General features: G+C 59.0%; 22 protein-coding genes and 3 tRNA genes. 22 read left to right on the top strand and 3 right to left on the bottom strand.

Features of this window, described 5'->3' with window-relative positions:
• The first annotated feature begins 199 nt into the window (after positions 1-199).
• The 4 genes from carA (at position 200) to AEQ63_RS20135 (ending at position 5,594) form a co-directional block, all read left to right on the top strand.
• The gene (gene carA, locus AEQ63_RS20150; protein WP_064364500.1) at positions 200-1,336 is read left to right on the top strand and encodes a glutamine-hydrolyzing carbamoyl-phosphate synthase small subunit; all 1,137 of its coding nucleotides are present in this window, start codon (positions 200-202) and stop codon (positions 1,334-1,336) included.
• Between the two features lie 124 nt (positions 1,337-1,460).
• Positions 1,461-4,682 carry a carbamoyl-phosphate synthase large subunit gene (carB, locus tag AEQ63_RS20145; RefSeq protein WP_039759558.1) on the top strand — a complete coding sequence of 1,074 codons (3,222 nt, stop codon included), beginning with the start codon at positions 1,461-1,463 and terminating at the stop codon, positions 4,680-4,682.
• Positions 4,683-4,684: 2 nt separating this feature from the next.
• Complete coding sequence (gene greA, locus AEQ63_RS20140) at positions 4,685-5,161, top strand: transcription elongation factor GreA (RefSeq protein WP_039759729.1); 477 nt, start codon at positions 4,685-4,687, stop codon at positions 5,159-5,161.
• Positions 5,162-5,189: 28 nt separating this feature from the next.
• Positions 5,190-5,594, top strand: a complete 405-nt coding sequence (locus tag AEQ63_RS20135; protein ID WP_064364499.1) for a hypothetical protein — start codon at positions 5,190-5,192, stop codon at positions 5,592-5,594.
• 9 nt (positions 5,595-5,603) lie between these two features.
• On the opposite strand, the gene AEQ63_RS20130 is transcribed toward AEQ63_RS20135, so the two are convergent.
• Positions 5,604-5,912, bottom strand: a complete 309-nt coding sequence (locus tag AEQ63_RS20130; protein WP_016771761.1) for a YhbY family RNA-binding protein — start codon at positions 5,910-5,912, stop codon at positions 5,604-5,606.
• A 101-nt stretch (positions 5,913-6,013) separates the two neighbouring features.
• On the opposite strand from AEQ63_RS20130, the gene rlmE reads away from it, so the two are divergent.
• From rlmE to AEQ63_RS20050, 16 genes are all read left to right on the top strand, one after another.
• Positions 6,014-6,643, top strand: a complete 630-nt coding sequence (rlmE, locus tag AEQ63_RS20125; protein WP_039759551.1) for a 23S rRNA (uridine(2552)-2'-O)-methyltransferase RlmE — start codon at positions 6,014-6,016, stop codon at positions 6,641-6,643.
• A 202-nt stretch (positions 6,644-6,845) separates the two neighbouring features.
• Positions 6,846-8,753, top strand: a complete 1,908-nt coding sequence (gene ftsH, locus AEQ63_RS20120) for an ATP-dependent zinc metalloprotease FtsH (RefSeq protein WP_016771759.1) — start codon at positions 6,846-6,848, stop codon at positions 8,751-8,753.
• Positions 8,754-8,761: 8 nt separating this feature from the next.
• The gene (gene folP / locus AEQ63_RS20115; protein ID WP_064364498.1) at positions 8,762-9,613 is read left to right on the top strand and encodes a dihydropteroate synthase; all 852 of its coding nucleotides are present in this window, start codon (positions 8,762-8,764) and stop codon (positions 9,611-9,613) included.
• A gap of 16 nt (positions 9,614-9,629) precedes the next feature.
• A complete protein-coding gene (glmM, locus tag AEQ63_RS20110; protein ID WP_042608861.1) occupies positions 9,630-10,967 on the top strand; it encodes a phosphoglucosamine mutase in 1,338 nt (445 codons plus the stop codon).
• Between the two features lie 65 nt (positions 10,968-11,032).
• The gene (gene tpiA / locus AEQ63_RS20105; RefSeq protein WP_042608862.1) at positions 11,033-11,788 is read left to right on the top strand and encodes a triose-phosphate isomerase; all 756 of its coding nucleotides are present in this window, start codon (positions 11,033-11,035) and stop codon (positions 11,786-11,788) included.
• 4 nt (positions 11,789-11,792) lie between these two features.
• Positions 11,793-12,176 carry a preprotein translocase subunit SecG gene (gene secG / locus AEQ63_RS20100; RefSeq protein WP_016771756.1) on the top strand — a complete coding sequence of 128 codons (384 nt, stop codon included), beginning with the start codon at positions 11,793-11,795 and terminating at the stop codon, positions 12,174-12,176.
• Positions 12,177-12,197: 21 nt separating this feature from the next.
• Positions 12,198-12,283, top strand: a tRNA-Leu gene (locus AEQ63_RS20095).
• A gap of 97 nt (positions 12,284-12,380) precedes the next feature.
• Positions 12,381-12,457, top strand: a tRNA-Met gene (locus tag AEQ63_RS20090).
• A gap of 139 nt (positions 12,458-12,596) precedes the next feature.
• Entirely contained in the window at positions 12,597-13,055 is a 459-nt protein-coding gene (gene rimP / locus AEQ63_RS20085) for a ribosome maturation factor RimP (RefSeq protein ID WP_007973115.1), read from the top strand.
• 47 nt (positions 13,056-13,102) lie between these two features.
• Entirely contained in the window at positions 13,103-14,584 is a 1,482-nt protein-coding gene (gene nusA / locus AEQ63_RS20080) for a transcription termination factor NusA (protein ID WP_024011569.1), read from the top strand.
• Between the two features lie 27 nt (positions 14,585-14,611).
• Positions 14,612-17,143, top strand: coding sequence for a translation initiation factor IF-2 (gene infB, locus AEQ63_RS20075; RefSeq protein WP_042608863.1), 2,532 nt, complete (start codon positions 14,612-14,614; stop codon positions 17,141-17,143).
• Between the two features lie 159 nt (positions 17,144-17,302).
• Complete coding sequence (gene rbfA, locus AEQ63_RS20070; protein ID WP_016771753.1) at positions 17,303-17,704, top strand: 30S ribosome-binding factor RbfA; 402 nt, start codon at positions 17,303-17,305, stop codon at positions 17,702-17,704.
• A 4-nt stretch (positions 17,705-17,708) separates the two neighbouring features.
• Positions 17,709-18,626: a tRNA pseudouridine(55) synthase TruB gene (gene truB / locus AEQ63_RS20065; RefSeq protein WP_024011571.1), complete on the top strand. Its 918-nt coding sequence runs from the start codon at positions 17,709-17,711 to the stop codon at positions 18,624-18,626.
• A 143-nt stretch (positions 18,627-18,769) separates the two neighbouring features.
• A complete protein-coding gene (gene rpsO, locus AEQ63_RS20060) occupies positions 18,770-19,039 on the top strand; it encodes a 30S ribosomal protein S15 (RefSeq protein ID WP_016771751.1) in 270 nt (89 codons plus the stop codon).
• A gap of 204 nt (positions 19,040-19,243) precedes the next feature.
• On the top strand, positions 19,244-21,349 hold the full coding sequence (gene pnp, locus AEQ63_RS20055) for a polyribonucleotide nucleotidyltransferase (protein ID WP_042608864.1): 2,106 nt from the start codon (positions 19,244-19,246) through the stop codon (positions 21,347-21,349).
• Positions 21,350-21,545: 196 nt separating this feature from the next.
• A tRNA-Thr gene (locus tag AEQ63_RS20050) sits at positions 21,546-21,621 on the top strand.
• A gap of 7 nt (positions 21,622-21,628) precedes the next feature.
• On the opposite strand, the gene AEQ63_RS20045 is transcribed toward AEQ63_RS20050, so the two are convergent.
• Positions 21,629-22,123, bottom strand: coding sequence for a hypothetical protein (locus AEQ63_RS20045; RefSeq protein WP_064364497.1), 495 nt, complete (start codon positions 22,121-22,123; stop codon positions 21,629-21,631).
• A gap of 274 nt (positions 22,124-22,397) precedes the next feature.
• On the opposite strand from AEQ63_RS20045, the gene AEQ63_RS20040 reads away from it, so the two are divergent.
• Positions 22,398-22,697, top strand: a complete 300-nt coding sequence (locus AEQ63_RS20040; RefSeq protein WP_042608866.1) for a DUF6388 family protein — start codon at positions 22,398-22,400, stop codon at positions 22,695-22,697.
• An 89-nt stretch (positions 22,698-22,786) separates the two neighbouring features.
• On the opposite strand, the gene nadC is transcribed toward AEQ63_RS20040, so the two are convergent.
• Positions 22,787-23,635, bottom strand: a complete 849-nt coding sequence (nadC, locus tag AEQ63_RS20035; protein ID WP_064364496.1) for a carboxylating nicotinate-nucleotide diphosphorylase — start codon at positions 23,633-23,635, stop codon at positions 22,787-22,789.
• A gap of 267 nt (positions 23,636-23,902) precedes the next feature.
• On the opposite strand from nadC, the gene AEQ63_RS20030 reads away from it, so the two are divergent.
• Entirely contained in the window at positions 23,903-26,077 is a 2,175-nt protein-coding gene (locus AEQ63_RS20030) for a DUF1631 domain-containing protein (protein ID WP_064364495.1), read from the top strand.
• Positions 26,078-26,081 lie beyond the last annotated feature (4 nt).

Here is a 26,081-nt window from a genome sequence, read left to right as displayed (position 1 = left end):
GACCTGTCGCATTCTCCGGCCTTTAAGGCTCTTTAGCGGTGGACCAAAAACGGCCTTTTCTGTAAGCTACAGCTTTAGTGTGTCCACTAAAAGCGCGCAGAATAATTTCAGTGAAGAAGCGGGGTGACGTGTCCATACGTCACTCCGCTTTTTTACAACCTGCGATTGCCCTTTCATGCGTTATTTACGGGAGGTCTTCTTGACTAAGCCAGCCATACTCGCCCTTGCTGATGGCAGCATTTTTCGCGGCGAAGCCATTGGAGCCGACGGTCAGACCGTTGGTGAGGTGGTGTTCAACACCGCAATGACCGGCTATCAGGAAATCCTTACCGATCCTTCCTACGCCCAACAGATCGTTACCCTGACTTACCCGCACATTGGCAACACCGGCACCACGCCGGAAGACGCCGAGTCCGACCGCGTGTGGTCCGCTGGCCTGGTCATCCGTGACCTGCCGCTGGTAGCGAGCAACTGGCGTAACACGATGTCCCTGTCCGACTACCTGAAAGCCAACAATGTAGTGGCAATCGCGGGTATCGACACCCGTCGCCTGACCCGCATCCTGCGTGAAAAAGGCGCACAGAACGGCTGCATCATGGCCGGCGACAACATCTCCGAAGAAGCGGCCATCGCCGCTGCGCAAGGCTTCCCGGGCCTGAAGGGCATGGACCTGGCGAAAGTCGTCAGCACCAAGACTCAATACGAATGGCGCTCGACTGTCTGGGATCTGAAAACCGACAGCCACGCGACTATCGAAGCCTCCGAACTGCCATACCACGTGGTCGCCTACGACTACGGCGTCAAGGTCAACATCCTGCGCATGCTGGTCGAGCGCGGCTGCCGCGTCACCGTGGTGCCGGCTCAGACGCCAGCCGCCGATGTACTGGCGCTCAAGCCGGACGGCGTGTTCCTGTCCAACGGCCCTGGTGACCCGGAGCCATGCGACTACGCGATCCAGGCGATCAAGCAAGTGCTGGAAACCGAGACGCCGGTGTTCGGCATCTGCCTCGGCCACCAGTTGCTGGCTCTGGCCTCCGGCGCCAAGACCTTGAAAATGGGCCACGGCCACCACGGTGCCAACCACCCGGTGCAGGACCTGGACACCGGCGTTGTAATGATCACCAGCCAGAACCACGGTTTTGCGGTAGACGAAGCCACCCTGCCGGCCAACGTGCGCGCGATCCACAAGTCGCTGTTCGACGGCACCCTGCAAGGCATCGAGCGCACCGACAAGAGCGCGTTCAGCTTCCAGGGTCACCCTGAAGCGAGCCCGGGCCCGAACGATGTCGCGCCACTGTTCGACCGCTTCATCAACGAGATGGCCAAGCGACGCTAAGCGTTCGCCTTGAGACTGTAGAGAGAAGCCTTGAGGGCGGCCCCGGCACCCGGCGGCCCCTTCGGGACTTCAGAAATCGATCAAGACGGCTTGCCGACTGACCTGCGGATTTGAGTGACAAACCATGCCAAAACGTACAGACATTAAAAGCATCCTGATTCTCGGCGCTGGCCCGATCGTTATCGGCCAGGCCTGCGAATTCGACTACTCCGGCGCCCAGGCCTGCAAAGCCCTGCGCGAAGAGGGTTACCGCGTCATCCTGGTGAACTCCAACCCGGCCACCATCATGACCGACCCGGACATGGCCGACGCTACCTACATCGAACCGATCAAGTGGCAGACCGTTGCCAAGATCATCGAGAAGGAGCGTCCGGACGCCGTACTGCCAACCATGGGCGGCCAGACTGCACTGAACTGCGCCCTGGACCTGGAGCGCGAAGGCGTTCTGGAGAAGTTCGGCGTAGAGATGATCGGTGCCAACGCCGACACCATCGACAAGGCTGAAGACCGTTCGCGTTTCGACAAGGCGATGAAATCCATCGGCCTGGCGTGCCCGCGTTCCGGCATCGCCCACAGCATGGAAGAGGCCAATGCGGTCCTCGAAACCCTCGGTTTTCCGTGCATCATCCGTCCGTCCTTCACCATGGGCGGCACCGGTGGCGGTATCGCCTACAACCGTGAAGAGTTCGAAGAAATCTGCGCCCGTGGTCTGGACCTGTCGCCGACCAAAGAGCTGCTGATCGACGAATCGCTGATCGGCTGGAAAGAATATGAAATGGAAGTTGTCCGCGACAAAAAGGACAACTGCATCATCGTCTGCTCCATCGAAAACTTCGACCCGATGGGCGTGCACACCGGTGACTCGATCACCGTGGCTCCGGCCCAGACCCTCACCGACAAGGAATACCAGATCCTGCGTAACGCCTCCCTGGCGGTCCTGCGCGAGATCGGCGTCGAGACTGGCGGTTCCAACGTGCAGTTCGGTATCTGCCCGAACACTGGCCGTATGGTCGTGATCGAAATGAACCCGCGGGTATCGCGTTCCTCGGCACTGGCTTCGAAAGCCACCGGTTTCCCGATCGCCAAGGTCGCGGCCAAACTGGCTGTGGGTTACACCCTCGACGAGCTGTCGAACGACATCACCGGCGGCAAGACCCCGGCGTCCTTCGAACCGTCGATCGACTACGTTGTCACCAAGCTGCCACGCTTCGCCTTCGAGAAATTCGCCAAGGCTGACGCGCGCCTGACCACGCAAATGAAGTCGGTCGGTGAAGTCATGGCCATCGGCCGCACCTTCCAGGAATCCCTGCAGAAAGCCCTGCGCGGACTGGAAGTCGGCGTTTGCGGTCTGGACGAGAAGCTCGATCTGAGCAACCCGGAAAGCATGAGCGTGCTCAAGCGCGAACTGACCGTGCCGGGCGCCGAGCGTATCTGGTACGTGGCGGACGCCTTCCGTGCCGGTCTGTCGGTCGAAGACATCTTCGGCATGAACATGATCGACCCGTGGTTCCTGGTGCAGATCGAGGACCTGATCAAGGACGAAGAGAAGGTCAAGACCCTCGGTCTGTCCTCGATCGACCGCGACCTGATGTTCAAGCTCAAGCGCAAAGGCTTCTCCGATCAGCGTCTGGCCAAGCTGCTGGGCGTCACCGAGAAGAACCTGCGCACCCATCGTCAGAAGCTCGAAGTATTCCCGGTCTACAAGCGCGTTGACACCTGCGCCGCCGAGTTCGCCACCGACACCGCTTACCTTTACTCGACTTACGAGGAAGAGTGCGAAGCCGCGCCGTCGGGTCGCGACAAGATCATGATCCTGGGTGGCGGACCGAACCGTATCGGCCAGGGCATCGAGTTCGACTACTGCTGCGTTCACGCTGCTCTCGCTTTGCGCGAAGACGGCTACGAAACCATCATGGTCAACTGCAACCCGGAAACCGTGTCCACCGACTACGACACTTCCGACCGTCTGTACTTCGAGCCGGTAACTCTGGAAGACGTGCTGGAAATCTGCCGCGTCGAGAAGCCGAAGGGCGTGATCGTCCAGTACGGCGGCCAGACTCCGCTGAAACTGGCTCGCGCGCTGGAAGCTGCTGGCGTGCCGATTATCGGCACCAGCCCTGACGCCATCGACCGTGCCGAAGACCGCGAGCGCTTCCAGCAAATGGTCGAGCGCCTGAACCTGCGTCAGCCGCCAAACGCCACCGTGCGCAGCGAAGACGAAGCCGTTCGTGCTGCCGCGAAAATCGGTTATCCGTTGGTGGTGCGCCCGTCCTATGTCCTGGGCGGCCGTGCGATGGAAATCGTTTACAAGGAAGACGAGCTCAAGCGTTACCTGCGTGACGCGGTGCAAGTGTCCAACGACAGCCCGGTGCTGCTCGACCACTTCCTCAACTGCGCCATCGAAATGGACGTGGATGCGGTTTGCGACGGCAAAGACGTGGTGATCGGCGCGATCATGCAGCACATCGAACAGGCGGGCGTTCACTCCGGTGACTCCGCATGCTCGCTGCCGCCTTACTCGCTGCCGGCGCACATCCAGGACGAGATGCGCGAACAGGTCAAGAAAATGGCCCTTGAACTGGGCGTTGTCGGCCTGATGAACGTGCAATTGGCTTTGCAGGGCGAAGACATCTACGTCATCGAAGTCAACCCGCGCGCCTCGCGTACCGTGCCGTTCGTTTCCAAGTGCATCGGTGTTTCCCTGGCGATGATCGCTGCCCGCGTGATGGCTGGTAAGACCCTGAAGGAAATCGGCTTCACCAAGGAAATCATCCCGAACTTCTACAGCGTGAAAGAGGCGGTGTTCCCGTTCGCCAAATTCCCTGGCGTTGACCCGATCCTCGGCCCAGAGATGAAGTCCACCGGTGAAGTAATGGGTGTCGGCGATACCTTCGGCGAAGCATTCGCCAAGGCGCAGATGGGCGCCAGCGAAGTGCTGCCGACCGGCGGTACCGCGTTCATCAGCGTGCGCGATGATGACAAGCCGCTGGTTGCAGGCGTGGCCCGTGATCTGATCAACTTGGGCTTCGAAGTGGTCGCCACTGCCGGCACTGCCAAGCTGATCGAAGCGGCAGGCCTGAAAGTGCGCCGCGTGAACAAGGTGACCGAGGGGCGTCCGCACGTGGTCGACATGATCAAGAATGACGAAGTCACGCTGATCATCAACACCACCGAAGGTCGTCAGTCGATCGCCGATTCGTACTCCATTCGTCGCAACGCCCTGCAGCACAAGATCTACTGCACCACTACCATCGCTGCGGGCGAAGCGATCTGCGAAGCGCTGAAGTTCGGTCCGGAAAAAACCGTGCGCCGCTTGCAGGATCTACACGCAGGATTGAAGGCATGAGCATAACCAAGTACCCAATGACTGTTCAGGGCGCCAAAGCCCTGGAAGAAGAACATGCTCACCTGACCAAGGTCGTTCGTCCGAAGCTCAGCCAGGACATCGGTACGGCCCGCGAGTTGGGTGACTTGAAGGAAAACGCTGAATACCATGCCGCTCGCGAACAGCAGGGCATGGTCGAGGCGCGGATTCGTGACATCGAAGGCCGGATCCAGAATCAGGTCATCATCGATGTCACGACCATTCCGCATACCGGCAAAGTGATTTTCGGTACCACCGTCGAAATCGCCAACGTCGAGACTGATGAAAGCGTCACTTACCACATCGTGGGTGAGGATGAGGCTGACTTCAAACTCGGCAAGATTTCCGTCGGTTCGCCGCTGGCCCGCGCCTTGATTGGCAAGGAAGAGGGCGATGTAGTTGCCGTCAAAACGCCAGGCGGCGTGATCGAGTACGAGATTGTCGAAGTTCGTCACATCTGAAAGAAGGCGCCCGCTGCATGCGGGCGCCATGCTTTGGCAACTGACCCAGATGCTTTGGGTCGGTGGTCTATGGTTGATTCACCTTGGTTTGCAGCCGGCGTTAGGCCAGATCGGCCTGGCGCCGCTGTTGATCGACGAAGTAGCCAGTGCATTCGAAGTGCTGGTGGTGGGATTCGCCGCTCTGTGCGTGATCTTTCAGGCTTTAGTGCTGGTACAGGCCGAAGGCCTTGGCAGTCTATGGCGGGATTTTCGCGGGCAGGTGCTGTTGATGGCGTTGTACGCGTGCGCGATGTATGTCGCTGTGCGTGTCGGCTGGCCGGATGCGCAGCGCTGGCAGGTATTCAGTTATCTGGTGCTGGGGTTTTCCGGGCTGGTGCTGGTCATGCAGCCGGTGCCGGGATGGAGTGGCAGGGTGCGCGGAGCACACCCTTGACCCTGCGCATCACTTGAAGCGATGAACGTTCGACAGCTGCTTGTTGGCGCTGAAGTTCTTGCGATAGACCAGAGCCATCTTGCCGATGACCTGAACCAGGTCCGCTTTGCCGACCTTGCACAGTTCGGCGATGTGCGCCAAGCGCGACTCGCGATCGAGGATGTTGAGCTTGATCTTGATCAGCTCGTGATCCGCCAGGGCGCGTTCAAGTTCGGCTAAGACACCTTCAGTCAAACCGTTGTCCGCCACCGTCAACACTGGTTTGAGGTGGTGGCCGATGGATTTGTACTGTTTCTTCTGCTCTGGAGTGAGCGGCATAATCTGACCCTTTCGTCTGGATTCTGTAAAATGGCGGCCATTTTACCCGAGGGTTCGTGGATCCGCCCAACTAATCACGACCCTAATCATCGAGGTGCCCAATGGCGCGTTCCAAGACAAGCCTTGGTTGGCTGAAAAGACATGTCAACGATCCTTATGTGAAGCAGGCGCAGAAGGATGGCTACCGTTCGCGTGCAAGTTACAAGCTTCTGGAGATCCAGGAAAAATACAAATTGATCCGTCCGGGCATGAGCGTGGTCGACCTCGGTGCGGCCCCGGGCGGCTGGTCGCAGGTCACCAGTCGGCTGATCGGTGGTCAGGGGCGTCTGATCGCTTCTGACATCCTTGAGATGGATGGCATTCCGGACGTGACCTTCATTCAAGGTGACTTCACTGAAGACTCGGTGCTTGCCGAAATCCTCGAGGCCGTCGGTAATTCGCAGGTGGACCTTGTGATTTCCGATATGGCCCCCAATATGAGTGGTACACCCGAAGTGGATATGCCCAAGGCCATGTTCCTTTGTGAGCTGGCGCTGGATCTGGCGGAGCGGATACTCAAGCCCGGTGGCAATTTCGTCATCAAGATTTTCCAGGGCGAAGGGTTCGATGTTTATCTGAAGGATGCTCGCAAGAAATTCGACAAGATCCAGATGATCAAGCCAGACTCTTCCCGTGGCAGCTCCCGTGAGCAGTACATGCTGGCCTGGGGTTATCGCGGCGGTGATGCGTAAAACGAGGTTTTTCGGCAGGGCGATAGGTTTTTCATATTTCGCTCTGCGGGCATAAGCGAATATTGTGTAGAAAGTGTTTCACAAAGGGTTACAGACGGCGCCTGCCAGAGTTGTAGGTAATGTAGTAAGTTAGGCCGGTGAATATCATGCGAAGCGCGCGCCAGTAGCGGAGCTTGCTTCAGAGGGTAGTTAATTGAACGATATGGCAAAGAATCTGATCCTGTGGTTGATCATCGCGGCTGTCCTGGTGACGGTGATGAACAACTTCTCCAGCCCTAACGAGCCGCAGACCCTCAACTATTCCGACTTCATCCAGCAGGTCAAGGATGGCAAGGTCGAGCGCGTAGCTGTCGATGGCTATGTGATTACCGGCAAGCGCACCGATGGCGACAGCTTCAAGACCATTCGTCCGGCAATCCAGGACAATGGCCTGATCGGCGATCTGGTCGACAATCACGTTGTGGTTGAAGGCAAGCAGCCTGAACAGCAAAGCATCTGGACCCAGCTTCTGGTGGCCAGCTTCCCGATCCTGGTGATCATTGCGGTGTTCATGTTCTTCATGCGCCAGATGCAGGGCGGTGCCGGTGGCAAGGGCGGGCCGATGAGCTTCGGCAAGAGCAAGGCGCGCCTGCTCTCCGAGGACCAGGTCAAAACCACGTTGGCTGACGTTGCCGGTTGCGACGAAGCCAAGGAAGAAGTCGGCGAACTGGTCGAGTTCTTGCGTGACCCGGGTAAATTCCAGCGTCTGGGCGGCCGTATCCCGCGCGGTGTGCTGATGGTAGGCCCACCGGGTACCGGTAAAACCTTGCTGGCCAAGGCGATTGCCGGCGAAGCGAAAGTGCCGTTCTTCACCATTTCCGGTTCCGACTTTGTCGAAATGTTCGTTGGTGTCGGCGCCAGCCGTGTCCGCGACATGTTCGAGCAGGCCAAGAAGCACGCACCGTGCATCATCTTCATCGACGAAATCGATGCCGTGGGTCGCCATCGTGGCGCCGGTATGGGTGGTGGTCACGATGAGCGTGAGCAGACTCTCAACCAGTTGCTGGTAGAGATGGACGGCTTCGAAATGAACGACGGCATCATCGTGATTGCCGCAACCAACCGTCCCGACGTACTCGACCCTGCGCTGCTGCGTCCGGGCCGTTTCGACCGTCAGGTGGTGGTTGGCTTGCCGGACATTCGTGGTCGCGAGCAGATTCTGAAAGTGCACATGCGCAAAGTGCCAATGGGCGACGACGTTGCTCCGGCGGTAATCGCACGTGGTACTCCGGGCTTCTCCGGTGCTGACCTGGCCAACCTGGTCAACGAGGCGTCGCTGTTCGCTGCCCGTAGCGGCAAGCGTATCGTCGAGATGAAAGAGTTCGAACTGGCCAAAGACAAGATCATGATGGGTGCCGAGCGCAAATCCATGGTCATGTCCGAGAAAGAGAAACAGAACACTGCTTATCACGAAGCTGGCCACGCCATTGTGGGTCGCGTCGTACCTGAGCATGATCCGGTCTACAAGGTATCGATCATCCCGCGCGGTCGTGCGCTGGGTGTGACCATGTTCCTGCCGGAAGAAGATCGCTACAGCCTGTCCAAACGTGCGTTGATCAGTCAGATCTGCTCGTTGTACGGCGGCCGTATCGCTGAAGAAATGACGCTGGGCTTCGATGGTGTGACCACCGGTGCCTCCAACGACATCATGCGTGCAAGTCAGATTGCCCGGAACATGGTGACCAAGTGGGGCTTGTCGGAAAAACTCGGTCCGCTGATGTACGCCGAAGAAGAGGGTGAAGTGTTCCTCGGTCGCGGCGGTGGCGGTCAGGCTGCCAGCTTCTCGGGTGAGACAGCCAAGCTGATCGACTCCGAAGTGCGCAGTATCATCGATCAGTGCTACGGCACCGCCAAGCAGATCCTCACGGATAACCGTGACAAGCTGGATGCCATGGCTGATGCGCTGATGAAGTACGAAACCATCGATGCCGAGCAGATCGACGACATCATGGCCGGTCGCACACCTCGCGAGCCGCGTGACTGGTCCGGTGGCACCGGTACGCCTCCGCCGCCTGTCGTGCAGGACGAGCGTCCGGAAAAACCGATTGGCGGTCCGGCTGCTGACGTTTAAGGTTTGAAATGACTTCTGTTCAGTCCCTGACCCGGTTGCCTTGCGGCAACCGGGTTCTTGATTTGGCCCATACGCATGTCATGGGCATTCTCAATGTCACTCCCGATTCCTTTTCCGACGGTGGTCGTTACAGCCAGCTGGACGCAGCTCTGCGCCACGCCGAAGCCATGGTGCTGGCTGGTGCGACGCTGATCGATGTCGGCGGCGAATCGACCCGGCCGGGTGCTCGAGCGGTTTCTCCTCTGGAGGAGCTTGAGCGCGTCGCACCGATAGTCGAGCTGATCAACCGCGAGCTGGATGTCATCATCTCGGTCGATACTTCCACGCCAGCGGTCATGCGCGAAACCGCACGGCTGGGTGCCGGGTTGATCAACGATGTACGTTCGCTCCGTCGCGATGGCGCGCTGGACGCGGCGGCGGCGACCGGATTGCCGGTGTGTCTGATGCACATGCTCGGCGAGCCGGGCGATATGCAGGACAATCCGCATTACCAGGATGTCACTCGTGAGGTCGGCGAGTTTCTGGCCGGGCGCATGGATCAGTGTGCGCAGGCGGGCATTCCCGCCGAGCGGATCATTCTCGATCCCGGCTTCGGCTTCGCCAAAACCTTGCAGCACAATCTAAGCTTGTTCAAGCACATGGAGGCCCTGCACGCACTGGGTCGGCCACTGCTGGTGGGTGTTTCGCGCAAGAGTATGATTGGCCACGCTTTGAACCGTCCCGTGGGTGAGCGTCTGCATGGCGGTCTGGCGCTGGCGGCGCTGGCGTCGGTCAAGGGCGCGCGAATATTGCGCGTCCACGATGTGGCGGAAACTGTCGATGTGGTGCGAATGATCGCGGCCGTAGAATCAGCCGAATAAGAATGATGGAGCACTTATGAGCAAGAAATATTTTGGTACCGACGGCATTCGCGGTCGCGTTGGTGAATACCCGATCACGCCTGATTTCATGCTCAAGCTCGGCTGGGCGGCTGGCATGGCGTTCCGCAAGATGGGTGCGTGCAAGGTGCTGGTCGGCAAGGACACGCGGATCTCCGGCTATATGTTCGAGTCCGCACTCGAGGCCGGGCTGACCTCGGCGGGCGCCGATGTGATGCTGCTCGGCCCGATGCCGACGCCAGCCATCGCCTATCTGTCGCGTACCTTCCAGGCTGAAGCCGGGATCGTGATCAGTGCATCGCACAATCCGCATGACGACAACGGCATTAAGTTCTTCTCCGGCAAAGGCACCAAGCTGCCGGATGAATTGGAGTTGATGATCGAAGAGTTGCTGGATACGCCGATGACCGTCGTCGAATCGAGCAAGATCGGCAAAGTTTCGCGAATCAATGATGCATCGGGTCGCTACATCGAGTTTTGCAAAAGCAGCGTGCCTTCCGGAACCAATTTCTCCGGCCTGAAAATAGTCATCGACTGTGCGCACGGTGCGACCTATAAGGTGGCGCCGAGCGTCTTCCGTGAGCTGGGCGCCGAAGTTGTCGTGCTGTCTGCCCAGCCGAACGGGCTGAACATTAACGATAACTGTGGTTCCACGCACATGGGGCCGTTGCAGGCTGCGGTGCTGGCCGAACACGCCGACCTCGGCATCGCTTTCGATGGTGATGGCGATCGCGTGTTGATGGTTGATCACACCGGTACCATCGTGGATGGCGATGATCTGCTGTTTATCATTGCCCGCGATCTGCATGAGCGCGGCAAGTTGCAGGGTGGAGTGGTCGGTACGCTGATGAGCAACCTCGGCCTTGAACTGGCCCTGGCAGATCTGTCGATCCCGTTCGTCCGCGCCAATGTCGGTGACCGCTATGTCATCGCTGAGCTGCAAGAGCGCAACTGGCTTGTCGGCGGAGAAAACTCCGGGCATGTGGTCTGCTTCAATCACACCACCACGGGCGACGCGATCATCGCGGCCTTGCAGGTGTTGATGGCTCTGAAATCCCGCAATGAAGGTCTCGCCCAAACCCGACAGGCTTTGCGCAAGTGCCCTCAGGTGCTGATCAACGTCCGCTTCGGCGGCGGTGAAAGCCCGCTGGAGCATCCGGCTGTCAAGGAAGCCAGCGCCCGTGTAACCCAGGCGATGGCGGGGCGCGGTCGCGTGCTTCTGCGCAAGTCCGGCACAGAGCCTCTGGTGCGCGTAATGGTCGAAGGCGAGGACGAAAACCAGGTTCGCGGCTATGCCGAAGAGCTGGCAAAACTGGTAACCGAAGTTTCTGCCTGATACGGCTTGCAAGCCATGATTGTGTTGGGTAACATCTGCGCCCACTTTGACCGACGAGGTACAGCATGCGTCGCCCTATGGTAGCTGGTAACTGGAAGATGCACGGTACCCGCGCCAGCGTCGCTGAGCTGATCAACGGCCTTCGTCATCTGGCCTTGCCAAGCGGTGTTGATGTCGCGGTGTTCCCGCCTTGCTTGTATATCAATCAAGTGATTGATGGCTTGAAAGGCAAGTCGATTTCGGTCGGCGCGCAGAATTCTGCGGTGGAAGCCATGCAAGGTGCGCTGACCGGTGAGATTGCTCCCAGTCAGTTGGTGGATGCAGGTTGTTCCCTGGTGCTTGTCGGGCACTCCGAACGCCGCCAAATTCTGGGCGAGCGAGACGGGATGCTGAATCGCAAGTTCGCAGCGGCACAGGCATGTGGCTTGATTCCGGTGTTGTGTGTGGGGGAGACCCTTGAGCAACGCGAAGCCGGAAAAACTCTTGAAGTTGTCGGGCGTCAGCTGGGCAGCATCATCGAGGAGCTGGGTGTCGGTGCTTTTGCCAAGGCAGTAATTGCTTACGAGCCGGTCTGGGCCATTGGTACCGGGCTGACTGCAACGCCGCAACAGGCTCAGGATGTGCATAAAGCCATTCGCGAGCAGTTGGCGGCAGAGAATTCTGAAGTCGCACGAAATGTGCGGCTTCTATACGGCGGCAGCGTGAAGGCGGCCAATGCGGTCGAACTGTTCGGCATGCCGGATATCGATGGGGGGCTCATTGGTGGAGCTTCCCTGAATGCAGATGAGTTCGGTGCGATCTGTCGCGCCGCGGGAAACTGAAAAAATGCTGGAAACAGTCGTAGTCGTTTTTCATCTGCTGGGTGCATTGGGCGTAGTTGCTCTGGTTTTGCTGCAGCAGGGTAAGGGTGCGGACGCTGGCGCGTCTTTCGGAGCAGGTGCTTCAAATACTGTGTTCGGAAGCCAAGGTTCCTCTACCTTTCTTAGTAAGTTTACTGCTATACTTGCCGCCGGTTTCTTCATAACCAGCTTGGGGTTAGGTTACTTTGCTAAAGAGAAGGCTCATCAGCTGACTCAAGCAGGTTTGCCAGATCCAGCAGTGTTGGAAGTACCTAAGCAACAACCGGCTTCTGATGATGTCCCGGTGCTTCAAGAGCAAAAGTCGGCTACTCCAGCGACTGACGTGCCTCCAGCTCAAGAGCAGAAGTAAGAAGAGTTTCAACGTAGTATTGCCGAGGTGGTGGAATTGGTAGACACGCAACCTTGAGGTGGTTGTGCCCATAGGGTGTAGGGGTTCGAGTCCCCTTCTCGGTACCAATTAGTCAGGAGAGCCCGCTGTTGCGGGCTTTCTTGCAGGTGGAAGGTTACATTGACCCTAAAAGGGATCGGTCGTATACTTCCGCCCCAGCTTTGTCGCGGGGTGGAGCAGTCTGGTAGCTCGTCGGGCTCATAACCCGAAGGTCGTCGGTTCAAATCCGGCCCCCGCAACCAGTTTAAGGAGCCCCTTTTAAGGGGCTTTTTGTTAGCTGGATACTTTCAACGCCGCTGTTCGACGGCGTTTCAAGGATGGGCGTTATGCCCATTTTTTTATTTTGCAAAGCATGCACATATCATGCACTAGGGGGTTCAGGTGTCGAGCAAGCTAGAAGAGTTGCAGGCCTTGCTGGCCCCGGTGGTCGTGGCCCTGGGCTATGAATGCTGGGGTATCGAGTTTTCGGCTCAGGGTCGGCACTCGATGTTGCGCGTTTATATCGATAAAGAGGGTGGCGTGCTGGTGGACGACTGCGCCATTGTCAGCCGTCAGATCAGCGGTGTCCTGGATGTTGAAGATCCAATCTCCGTTGAATACACCCTTGAAGTTTCCTCGCCTGGCATGGAGCGCCCGCTGTTCACTCTTGAGCAGTTTGCCAAATTTGCCGGTGAACAAGTGAAGATCAAGCTGCGCTCGCCTTTCGAAGGTCGACGCAACTTTCAGGGCCTTCTGCGCGGTGTAGAAGAGCAGGACGTCGTGGTGCAGGTAGAAGACCACGAGTTCCTGTTGCCGATCGATATGATCGACAAGGCCAACATTATTCCCAGTTTTGACTGAGACGCGGATCCCGCGGATCCAATGGCTTGCGAAAGGCGAGGCGTACGATGAGCAAAGAAGTACTGCTGGTTGTTGAGTCGGTATCCAATGAAAAGGGTGTACCGGCAAGCGTAATTTTTGAAGCGCTGGAGCTGGCTCTGGCCACTGCTACCAAAAAGCGTTTTGAAGACGAAGTGGACCTGCGTGTGGAAATCAACCGCCACACCGGTTCCTACGAAACCTTCCGTCGCTGGACGGTCGTCGAAGAGAATGATCTCGACGATCCGGCCATCGAGACCTGGCCTAGCAAGGTTGCCGAAACGCATCCTGGCGCCAAGGTCGGTGACGTCGTCGAAGAGAAAATCGAATCCATCGAGTTCGGCCGCATCGCTGCACAGACTGCCAAGCAGGTCATCGTGCAGAAAGTTCGCGAAGCCGAGCGCGCTCAAGTGGTCGACGCCTATCGCGAGCGCCTGGGGGAAATCATCTCCGGCACCGTGAAAAAAGTCACCCGCGACAACGTGATCGTCGATCTGGGCAACAACGCTGAAGCGTTGCTGGCCCGTGAAGACATCATTTCTCGCGAAACCTTCCGTGTCGGCGTGCGCCTGCGTGCGCTGCTCAAGGAAATCCGCACCGAGAACCGCGGCCCGCAGCTGATCCTGTCGCGTACCGCGCCGGAAATGCTGATCGAGCTGTTCCGTATCGAAGTGCCGGAAATCGCTGAAGGCCTCATCGAGGTCATGGCCGCCTCCCGTGATCCGGGTTCGCGCGCCAAGATCGCCGTCCGTTCCAAGGACAAGCGCATTGATCCGCAAGGTGCCTGCATCGGTATGCGCGGTTCGCGCGTCCAGGCGGTATCGGGTGAGTTGGGCGGCGAGCGTGTTGATATCGTGCTGTGGGACGACAACCCGGCCCAGTTCGTGATCAACGCCATGTCCCCGGCCGAGGTTGCGGCAATTATCGTTGACGAAGATGCCCATGCCATGGACATCGCCGTTGGCGCAGACAATCTGGCTCAGGCCATCGGTCGCGGTGGTCAGAACGTGCGTCTGGCCAGCCAGTTGACTGGCTGGACCCTGAACGTGATGACCGAATCGGACATCCAGGCTAAGCAGCAAGCAGAAACCGGCGACATCCTGCGCAACTTCATCGACGAGCTGGAAGTCGACGAAGAGTTGGCTCAGGTGCTGGTAGATGAAGGCTTCACCAGCCTGGAAGAGATTGCCTACGTACCGGTGGAGGAGATGCTCAACATCGACGGCTTTGACGAGGACATCGTCAACGAGCTTCGTGCTCGCGCCAAGGATCGCTTGTTGACCAAAGCCATCGCTACTGAGGAAAAGCTGGCAGACGCCCATCCGGCCGAAGACCTGCTCTCGCTTGAGGGTATGGACAAGGATTTGGCGATGGAACTGGCGGTGCGCGGCGTAATTACCCGCGAAGACCTGGCCGAGCAGTCTATTGACGACCTGCTCGACATCGACGGCATTGACGATGATCGTGCCGGCAAGTTGATCATGGCCGCCCGAGCCCACTGGTTCGAGTAATTAGGCGCGGCCTGAGGAGAGAAGTGCATGACGCAAGTCACGGTGAAACAACTGGCCGATGAGGTCAAAACACCGGTAGAGCGCCTGTTGCAGCAGATGCGTGAGGCAGGTCTGCCGCACACCGCCGCCGACGAAAATGTGACTGACAGTGAGAAGCAATCCCTGCTGACTCACTTGAAGAGCAGTCACAAGGCGAAAGTGGAAGAACCACGCAAGATCACGCTGCAGCGTAAAACCACCAGCACCCTGCGTGTGGCTGGTAGCAAGAGCATCAGCGTTGAAGTTCGCAAGAAGAAAGTTTTCGTACAGCGTAGCCCGGAAGAAATCGAAGCCGAGCGCAAGCGTGAACTGGATGAGCGCCGCGCAGTAGAAAATGCTGCCCGTCAGAAGGCTGAAGAAGAAGCCAAGCAACGCGCCGAAGAAGAAGCGCGTCGCCAGCCTGCTGCTGCGCAAACCGCTGCCAGCGACGCCGTCGCGGCGCCGGCTGCCGCTGCCGAACCTGTTCGCGAAAGCGCACCGGTGGTGGCTGCTGCTCCTGCTCCTTCGGCTGACGTTCGCAACAAGCAGAACGAACAGCGCCGTCCGGACAAGCCACGTGCCGACGACAACAATCGTCGCAGCGGTGGCGGTGATGGCGAGCGCAAAAACGCTCCGCATCGCGCATCGGTCAAGGAAAAAGCTCCGGCGCCACGTGTGGCACCACGCACTACCGACGAAGAAAGCGATGGCTTCCGTCGTGGTGGTCGCGGCAAGGCCAAGCTGAAGAAGCGCAACGCCCACGGTTTCCAGAGCCCTACCGGCCCTGTCGTGCGTGATGTGCAGATCGGCGAGACCATCACGGTTGGCGATCTGGCCAACCAGATGTCGGTCAAGGCTGCTGAAATCATCAAGTTCATGTTCAAACTGGGTACCCCAGCGACCATCAACCAGGTGCTTGATCAGGAAACTGCTCAACTGGTAGCCGAAGAACTGGGCCACAAAGTGACCCTGGTCAGCGACACCGCCCTGGAAGATTCCCTGGCCGAGTCCCTGAAGTTTGAAGGTGAGTCGTTCTCCCGTGCTCCAGTCGTGACCGTAATGGGCCACGTTGACCACGGTAAGACTTCCCTGCTCGACTACATCCGTCGTGCCAAGGTAGCTGCTGGCGAAGCCGGCGGTATCACCCAGCACATCGGTGCGTACCACGTTGAGACTGATCGCGGCATGGTCACTTTCCTCGACACCCCGGGTCACGCCGCGTTTACCGCAATGCGTGCCCGTGGTGCCAAGGCGACCGACATCGTGATCCTCGTGGTTGCGGCGGACGACGGCGTGATGCCGCAAACCATCGAAGCCGTTCAGCATGCTCAGGCAGCTGGCGTGCCGCTGGTGGTCGCAGTGAACAAGATCGACAAGCCGGGCGCCGATCTCGATCGCATCCGCAGCGAGCTGTCGGTTCACGGCGTGACTTCCGAAGACTGGGGTGGCGACACACCATTCGTTCCGGTTTCGGCGAAGATGGGTACTGGCGTGGACGAGCTGCTTGAAGCCGTTCTGCTGCAGGCCGAAGTTCTCGAACTGAAAGCTACTCCATCGGCTCCTGGCCGTGGTGTCGTGGTTGAATCGCGGCTCGACAAGGGCCGTGGCCCGGTGGCAACCGTGCTGGTTCAGGACGGTACGCTGCGTCAAGGCGACATGGTCCTGGTCGGTTCGAACTATGGCCGCGTGCGTGCCATGCTCGACGAGAACGGCAAGCCGATCAAGGAAGCCGGTCCATCCATCCCTGTCGAGATCCTCGGCCTGGACGGTACCCCGGACGCCGGCGACGAGATGAGCGTGGTTGCCGACGAGAAGAAAGCCCGTGAAGTGGCTCTGTTCCGTCAAGGCAAGTTCCGCGAAGTCAAACTGGCTCGCGCTCACGCCGGTAAGCTGGAAAACATCTTCGAAAACATGGGTCAGGCCGAGAAGAAGACGCTCAACATCGTCCTCAAGTCCGACGTCCGTGGTTCGCTTGAAGCGTTGAACGGTGCCTTGAATGGCCTGGGCAACGATGAAGTGCAAGTGCGCGTCGTGGGTGGCGGTGTCGGTGGTATCACCGAATCCGACGCCAACCTGGCACTGGCTTCCAACGCTGTACTGTTCGGCTTCAACGTGCGTGCCGATGCTGGTGCTCGCAAGATCGTCGAGCAGGAAGGTCTGGATATGCGTTACTACAACGTGATCTACGACATCATCGAAGACGTCAAGAAAGCCCTGACCGGTATGCTCGGCAGCGATGTTCGCGAGAACATCCTGGGTGTGGCCGAAGTGCGTGACGTGTTCCGTTCGCCGAAGTTTGGCGCGATCGCCGGTTGCATGGTGATCGAAGGTGTCGTGCACCGTAACCGTCCGATCCGTGTACTGCGTGAAGACATCGTTATCTTCGAAGGCGAGCTGGAATCCCTGCGCCGCTTCAAGGATGACGCTTCCGAAGTACGTGCCGGCATGGAATGCGGTATCGGCGTGAAGAGCTACAACGACGTCAAAGTCGGCGACAAGATCGAAGTCTTCGAGAAGGTTCAGGTTGCTCGCAGCCTCTGACTCGCGCACTTCAAGGGCCACGATGGGCCGTAGCATGCAAATGCACGGCACAGCGTCCGGACTCTAAACGCAACGCCCGGTCTGGCTTTTGTCAGGCCGGGCGTTTGCCGCTTTCAGACCTTGCGGGTTTCACCGCTGGGCAGTAACAGGTAACAAATCATGGCAAAAGAATACAGCCGTACCCAACGTATCGGCGATCAGATGCAGCGCGAGCTGGCGCAACTGATCCGTCGCGAAGTCAAAGACCCGCGCGTCGGCCTGGTCACCATCACTGCTGTGGAAGTGTCCCGTGACGTCGGTCACGCGAAGATTTTCATCACGGTGATGGGTCAGGACAACGCTGAAGACATCGCGCAAAGCATCAAGGTGCTCAATGCCGCCGCAGGTTTCCTGCGCATGCAACTGGCCCGCGAAATGAAGCTGCGCAGTGTGCCGCAACTGCACTTCCACTACGACGAATCCGTCGTGCGTGGTGCGCACCTGTCGGCACTGATCGAGCGCGCCGTGGCTGAAGACAATCAGCACGTTGCCGCTCCAGCACCTGAAGACACCAAGGAGTAATTCGGTGGCTCAGGTCAAACGTATCCGTCGTAACGTCAGCGGCATCATCCTGCTCGACAAGCCGTTGGGTTTCACTTCCAACGCCGCGTTGCAGAAGGTGCGCTGGCTGCTCAATGCCGAGAAGGCCGGGCACACCGGCAGCCTCGACCCGCTGGCCACCGGCGTGTTGCCGCTGTGCTTCGGCGAGGCGACCAAGTTCTCGCAGTACCTGCTCGATTCCGACAAGGGCTATGAAACCCTGGCGCAACTCGGCAAGACCACCACCACGGCCGATGCCGAAGGCGAAGTTTTGCAGGAGCGTCCGGTGACCGTTGGTCGCGCCGATGTCGAAGCAGTTCTGCCGAAATTTCGCGGGCAAATCAGTCAGATACCGCCGATGTACTCGGCGCTCAAGCGTGATGGCCAGCCGCTGTACAAACTGGCACGTGCAGGCGAAGTAGTGGAGCGCGAACCGCGTTCTGTTACTATTGCGCGCTTGGAATTGCTGGCCTTCGAAGGCGATACTGCGCGGCTTGCGGTGGACTGCAGCAAGGGCACCTATATTCGTACCCTGGTGGAGGATATCGGTGAGCAACTCGGTTGTGGTGCGTACGTCGCAGAATTGCGCCGGACCCAGGCCGGGCCTTTCACCCTGGCGCAGACCGTGACCCTCGAAGAGCTGGAAGCGGTACATGCCGAAGGTGGCAACGAAGCGGTCGACCGTTTCCTGATGCCTTCGGACAGCGGCCTGCAGGATTGGCCGTTGCTGCACTTCTCCGAGGCGAGCGCGTTCTACTGGCTCAACGGCCAGCCGGTGCGTGCCCCGGATGCGCCGAAGTTCGGCATGGTGCGAGTACAGGATCACAATGGTCGCTTCATCGGTATCGGTGAAGTGAGCGAAGACGGGCGCATCGCGCCGCGTCGCTTGATTCGGTCAGAATGACCGGAACCGGTCTGCGTCAAGCGGGCCGGCGAGTGTGGCTGTTAACAGGCATGGTCACTACTCATTTATAGATACAGGGATTTGTCCCTGGCCTGTTGAAGCTGTTTCCCTGAAACAGTTTCCTGATAAGGAAGGATTGCCTCATGGCTCTCGACGTTCAAGAAAAAGCTCAAATCGTTGCTGACTACCAGCAAGCTGTTGGTGACACTGGTTCGCCAGAAGTGCAGGTTGCACTGCTGACCGCCAACATCAACAAACTGCAAGGTCACTTCAAGGCCAACGGTAAAGATCACCACTCCCGTCGTGGTCTGATCCGCATGGTTAACCAGCGTCGCAAGCTGCTGGACTACCTGAAAGGCAAGGACGTGAGCCGGTACGCCGCTCTGATCGCTCGCCTGGGTCTGCGTCGCTAATCAGCGATTGCGCTATGAGGTTGGTGGTCTGTCGGGCGTCAGCGGTTTTCCGCTGGCGCCTTGCAGGCTCCCAGCCTCAAGTTTTATCTGCAGCATGGCTTTACCTGTAGCACCCGGACAATTGCCATCGGGCCGATTCCCGAGATTGCCCAAGAATTCGCAAGAAACCGTTTCCCCCAAGAGCCACAAAGAAGGTAGGACACCGTGAACCCGGTAATCAAAAAATTCCAGTTCGGTCAATCGACCGTTACCCTCGAGACTGGCCGTATCGCCCGTCAGGCCTCCGGCGCAGTATTGGTCACCGTTGACGACGACGTCAGCGTGTTGGTGACTGTCGTCGGTGCAAAGCAAGCCGATCCGGGCAAGGGTTTCTTCCCTCTGTCCGTTCACTACCAGGAAAAGACTTACGCTGCCGGTAAGATCCCTGGCGGTTTCTTCAAGCGTGAAGGCCGTCCTTCCGAGAAAGAAACCCTGACTTCCCGACTGATCGACCGTCCGATCCGTCCGCTGTTTCCAGAAGGCTTCATGAACGAAGTGCAGGTTGTCTGCACCGTCGTTTCCACCAGCAAGAAGACCGATCCGGACATCGCTGCGATGATCGGTACCTCGGCTGCCCTGGCCATTTCCGGCATTCCATTCGACGGCCCGATCGGCGCCGCTCGCGTGGCTTTCCACGAAAGCACCGGCTACCTGCTGAACCCGACTTATGAACAGCAAGCCGCTTCGAGCCTGGACATGGTCGTTGCCGGTACTTCCGACGCCGTGCTGATGGTTGAATCGGAAGCCAAAGAGCTGACCGAAGACCAGATGCTGGGCGCGGTACTGTTCGCTCACGACGAATTCCAGGTTGTGATCAACGCAGTCAAGGAACTGGCTGCCGAAGCCGCCAAGCCAACCTGGAACTGGGCTCCACAGCCTGAAGCCACCGAGTTGCTGGGCGCGATCCGTGCCGAGTTCGGCGAAGCGATCTCCCAGGCTTACACCATCACCGTCAAGGCCGACCGCTACGCGCGTCTGGGCGAGTTGCGTGACCAAGTGGTTGCCAAGCTGTCCGGTGAAGAAGGCCAGCCTAGCGCTGCTGAAGTCAAAGCAGCCTTCGGCGAAATCGAGTACCGCACCGTTCGCGAAAACATCGTCAACGGCAAGCCACGTATCGACGGCCGCGACACCCGCACCGTACGTCCGCTGAACATCGAAGTCGGCGTTCTGCCGAAGACTCACGGTTCGGCGCTGTTCACCCGTGGCGAAACCCAGGCACTGGTTGTGGCAACACTGGGCACCGCCCGTGACGCGCAACTGCTGGACACCCTGGAAGGCGAAAAGAAAGACCCGTTCATGCTGCACTACAACTTCCCGCCGTTCTCGGTAGGCGAGTGTGGTCGCATGGGTGGCGCCGGTCGTCGCGAAATCGGTCACGGCCGTCTGGCCCGTCGTTCGGTTTCGGCCATGCTGCCAGCCGCTGACGTGTTCCCGTACACCATCCGCGTGGTGTCGGAAATCACCGAATCCAACGGTTCGAGCTCGATGGCTTCCGTGTGCGGCGCTTCCCTCGCGCTGATGGACGCCGGTGTACCGATGAAAGCACCGGTGGCCGGTATCGCCATGGGTCTGGTTAAAGAAGGCGAGAAGTTCGCCGTCCTGACCGACATCCTCGGCGACGAAGATCACTTGGGCGACATGGACTTCAAGGTAGCGGGTACCGCCAAAGGCGTGACCGCGCTGCAGATGGACATCAAGATCAAGGGCATCACCGAAGAGATCATGGAAATCGCTCTGGGCCAGGCCCTTGAAGCGCGCCTGAACATCCTCGGCCAGATGAACCAGATCATTGGCCAGTCGCGTACCGAGCTGTCGGCCAACGCTCCGACCATGATCGCGATGAAGATCGACACCGACAAGATCCGTGACGTTATCGGTAAAGGTGGCGCGACCATCCGTGCGATCTGCGAGGAAACCAAGGCTTCGATCGATATCGAAGACGACGGTTCGATCAAGATCTTCGGCGAAACCAAGGATGCCGCAGAAGCCGCGCGTCAGCGCGTTCTGAGCATCACGGCAGAAGCCGAGATCGGCAAGATCTATGTCGGCAAGGTTGAGCGCATCGTCGACTTCGGCGCATTCGTCAACATCCTGCCGGGCAAGGACGGTCTGGTGCACATCTCGATGCTGAGCGACGCTCGCGTAGAGAAAGTCACCGACATCCTCAAAGAAGGCCAGGAAGTCGAAGTGCTGGTTCTGGACGTGGACAACCGCGGCCGTATCAAGCTGTCCATCAAAGACGTGGCAGCTGCCAAGGCTTCGGGCGTTTAATCAGCCCAAGGCTTTAGCGCAATGAAGATGCCCCCGCCGTGCAAACGGCGGGGGCATTTTTTTGCCTTGAATAAAGAGCAAAAGATCGCAGCCTGCGGCAGCTCCCACAGAAGCGGTTTGATAATCCGATCATGTGGGAGCTGCCGCAGGCTGCGATCTTTGCTTTTGTGAAAACCGATGCTAGGTTTAGCCCATCGCCCGTGTAGCTCAGCCGGTAGAGCAGCGCACTCGTAACGCGAAGGTCGCAGGTTCGATTCCTGTCTCGGGCACCATCCTCGTTTATTTCACCTTGCGGCTCAGATCCTCGACAGTACGTTTAAGCTGATCCATGTCCCGATCCTGATTGTTGACCATCTGCTTCAAATTCGAGATCTCGCTGCTGTTCGAGTTGGAGCTTGAGCCGCTGTTCCGCTTGAGTTCTTCAACCTGGCGGCCGAGGCTTTCCAGTTCGCGGTCCTGTTCCTTGACCCTGTTCTTCAGTTCGTCGATCTCCTTGGCGCTGGCGGTTGAACCCGAACCGCTGCTACGTTTGAATTCTTCGATCTGGCGCGACTGGTCATTGAGGGTGTCGCGCATCTTTTGCAGCTCATCAATGCTGATATCGCTTTTGATCACGACGTCCTTGCCATAATCGTTGTGGATGAGTGAAACCTTGTCGCCATAGGACGCGCTGCTGGAACTCAGTTCAACGGCCATGGCGCTGGCGGGAAAGGCCAGAGCGGCGATCAAAGTGGTAGTAGAGACAATCGCGGAGATTTTCAAGAAGCTGCGCATCACTGGTTTTCCTTGTGAACAGCATGTTGTGTACCGAAGTGGCACATCGCTATGACTTGGATTACGCGTTTATGTTCCGCAGGTCAGCTTTTTGTGCAAGAGATGTAAAGAGCCGTGTAATTCGTCATGCAAACGTCCTATATTCTGTGCCTGCATGAGCATCGCTTAGCAGTTTTCAGATGATCCCGAATGGTTCCGAAGGCCGGCCAGTCCGCGTCAGAGAGATCCTTGATGATCCAGATCCATCCTCCATTCCCAGATCAGAGAGAACCCCATGACTGAATTGACCCAAGAGCAACGCCACGAACAAGCGCTGGAAAAATACCTTCTGGATGTGCCGGACCTGAAGGAAGAGATCAAGGACTTGAGTCCCGATGATCAGAAAGACCAGATCCAGTGGGCCTTCGAAGACGAAGCCGAAGCGCAGGGCTTGCAGCCTTGGGAGTTGACCCTCAAGTACACCAGCACGCCGGAAGAGTTCGAAGCGCAGCGCCTCGTACTGCACAAGGAAGCGGCTGAAGTCTTGGGTGTCGAGTGGGATGAGTACTGCGAGATGAATAATCTCGTCGTTTAAAAGCAGCTACAAGTTTCAAGCTGCAAGCTACAAGTAAAAGCACAATCGCTCAGCTTGCAGCTTGCAGCTTGCAGCTTGCAGCTTGCAGTTCAGAGACTGAGTCTCATCGACAGATCCACCGCTTTGACATCCTTGGTCATCGCGCCAATCGAGATGTAATCCACGCCCGTTTCGGCGATCGGCAGCAGTGTGCTTTCGTTGATGCCACCGCTGGCTTCCAGTTTCGCTTTGCCGGCGGTCAGGCGCACCGCTTCGCGCATGTCGTCCAGGCTCAGTTCGTCGAGCATGATGATGTCGGCGCCGGCTTCCAGCGCTTGCTGCAACTCCTCAAGGCTTTCCACTTCGATCTCCACCGGTTTGCCCGGGGCGATCTTGTGCGCGGCGGCCACGGCTTCAGCGATGCCACCGCTGGCGGCGATGTGGTTTTCCTTGATCAGGAAGGCGTCGTACAGACCGATCCGGTGGTTGTGGCAGCCGCCGCAGGTCACCGCGTATTTCTGCGCCAGGCGCAGGCCGGGCAGGGTCTTGCGAGTGTCGAGCAACTTGACCTGCGTCGCGCCGACGAAGTCCGCCAGGTACTGCGCGCGCGTCGCCACGCCGGACAGCAACTGCAGGAAGTTCAACGCGCTGCGTTCACCCGTCAGCAGTGAGCGAGCCGGGCCTTCCAGGTGAAACAGCGGCTGATTGGCCTTGACCCGCTGGCCGTCCACCACTTGCCAATGCACCGCCACGCGCGGATCGAGCTGGCGAAACACCGCATCGACCCACGCGGTGCCGCAGATGACGGCGTCGTCACGGGTGATGATGGTGGCTTTGGCCAGGCGTTCGGCCGGGATCAGTTGCGCGGTGATGTCACCGCTGCCGACGTCTTCGAGCAACGCACGGCGCACGTTGTTTTCGATTTCGGCGGTCAGATCGGCGAGACGTAGATTCGGCATAACGGACTCCACAAACAAAGTGATTCGATTATAGGGGCAGGGCGCGAGCCAACCCAAGGCGAGAACGCGCGTGCCTGCCTGCATCTGGTCGATTTTCTCAGCCGAGTGCGGGGTTCGTGGCGTATAGGGGAAACCCTGAGGCCTATAGCATCGCCGCCATCTTTTGCCAGATAATCCGCCTTGTATTTGACGTCATGGCTTTGACGAACGACTCTGCGGCAGGCGGTGTCAAAGCGACGAACCGAATCACTGTTCCAGGAGGCTTGGATGCGTAACGACGGGAAAGTGGTGCCTCTGCACCGGGCGACTGCCGATCTGGCGGAGCACTCGCCGCTTGCCCGCCTGCCGGTGATTCTGCTGCAGGTTCGCGACAAGGCTGCGCAGCAGCTGCGCCACGATCTGCAGGAACTGTTCGATAACGCCGACGACACGCTGTTCGAAATGGCCGACCGGGCGCGCAACGACGTCGATCAGAACATCTTTTTCGAAGCCATGCGCGACCTGCGCCTCAAGCGCAAGAACATCGAGCGCGGCTTTCTCGAGCTGTTTTTCGAAGCCTTCGCCGGTCTCACTCAATACGACCCTGCCGCCATTACCTTGCCACGCACGCTGGTGGTTGAAGATGCGGCGCCGCGCACCGATGCCATGGAACGCACCGTCGCCGTGCAGACCATGGTCAGCCGCGTGCTCAAGCGCGACGGCTTCGCCCTCGATCAACTGACCGCGCGGTTCAGCTCGATGCTCGGCAAGCGTCTCGACGATCAGCACAATCCGCTGAGTCCGGCGATGCTCTGCGAATATTTCCTGCAGGCCGGGCGTAATCTTGGCGTCGAGATCAAGGTCAAGCTGATCCTGCTCAAGCTGTTCGAACGCTACGTGCTGGCCGACACCGAACAGCTGTATGCCGAGGCCAATCAGTTGCTGCTCGCCACCGGCGTATTGCCGCATCTGAAACCGGCCACAACGCGGCGTCCTGTTGAGCGTGGGGAAGGCGACCCGTTCGTTGAAGAACTCGACGCGCCGCCGCCAGCGGACGAAGGCGTCGAGGAAGTATTTGCCGCGCTGCAGCAACTGCTCGCTCACGTGCGCGGCCGTGTCACCCCGACACTGGAGCCCGGCGCTCCGGCGCATCCGATCAACACCCGCGACCTGCTGCGGTTGTTGTCGCACTTGCAGCAATACGTACCCGCGCTGGAGGCTCAGGAAGATTTCGATCTGCGTCATCAGCTCGAACAGCTGCTGACCCGGGTCAGCGTCAGAAGTGGCCGCTCCCGCGTCGTCGCGACTGCCGACGAAGATGTGATCAACCTGATGGCCATGGTCTTCGACTGCATCCTCGAGGATCGCAACGTGCCCGACGCGCTCAAGGCACTGATCGCCCGATTGCAGATTCCGATGCTCAAGGTCGCCGTACTGGACAAGAGTTTCTTCAGCCGCAGCACCCATCCGGCGCGGCGCCTGCTCAATGAAATCGCCGAGGCCGCAATGGGCTGGAGCGATTGCGATGGTGCTGAGCGGGACAGCCTCTACGTGCGCATCGAGCAAGTGGTGCAGCGCTTGCTGAGCGAGTTCGTCGACGACCCGGCGATCTTCTCCGAACTGCTTGCCGATTTCCTCGCCTTCACCCAGGACGAACGCCGCCGCACCGAACTGCTCGAACAACGCCTGCGCGATGCCGAGGAAGGTCGGGCGAAAGCCGAGCTGGCTCAGCGTCGCGTAGCGCAGGCGCTGCAGCAGGCGTTGTCGGGCAAAGTGCTGCCGGCCTCGGTGGTCGGTTTCGTTCAGCAAGCCTGGAGCAACGTGCTGTTGCTGACCTGTCTGAAGCATGGCGATCAGTCCGCCGAATGGCACGCCGACGTGCAGACCATGGAACAGTTGATCTGGAGTGTGCAACGCCATGACGATGGCGAATCCAGCCTGCGGCTGTTGGCACTGGTGCCCGGCTTGCTCAAGTCGCTGCGCGATGGCCTGAGCAGCACGGCGTTCGACCCGTTTGCCACCAGCGAATTCTTCAGTGAACTGGAGGCACTGCACGTGCGCGTGCTGGAACGCTCCGACGACGCCGATCACAGCCTGATCGAAGTCACGCCGCAGCTCTTGCAGCACAGCGCCGACCTGGCTGATGCCGCCACGCCATCGCCGCGCCCGGCGCAAGACGATGCCGGCCTGTGTCAGGTCGAGCAGTTGCGTGTGGGCAACTGGGTGGTGTTCGACGAGAACGACGAGCAGACCTTGCGTTGCAAGCTCGCGGCGATCATCGATGAGACCGGCAAGTACGTTTTCGTCGACCGCACCGGCATGAAAGTACTGGAGCGCGATCGCACCGATCTGGCCATGGCGTTCAGCCGTGGTGGCGCCCGCGCGCTGGAGGACACTTTGCTGTTCGACCGCGCACTTGAAACGGTGCTGGGCGACCTGCGGCGACTCAATCGCGGCAAGTGATCGC

It is taken from the genome of Pseudomonas sp. RIT-PI-o (assembly GCF_001297215.1).
GTDB lineage: Bacteria > Pseudomonadota > Gammaproteobacteria > Pseudomonadales > Pseudomonadaceae > Aquipseudomonas > Aquipseudomonas moraviensis_A.
Note: the sequence above shows the minus strand (reverse complement) of the source record. Positions and strands in the feature narration are given on the sequence as shown.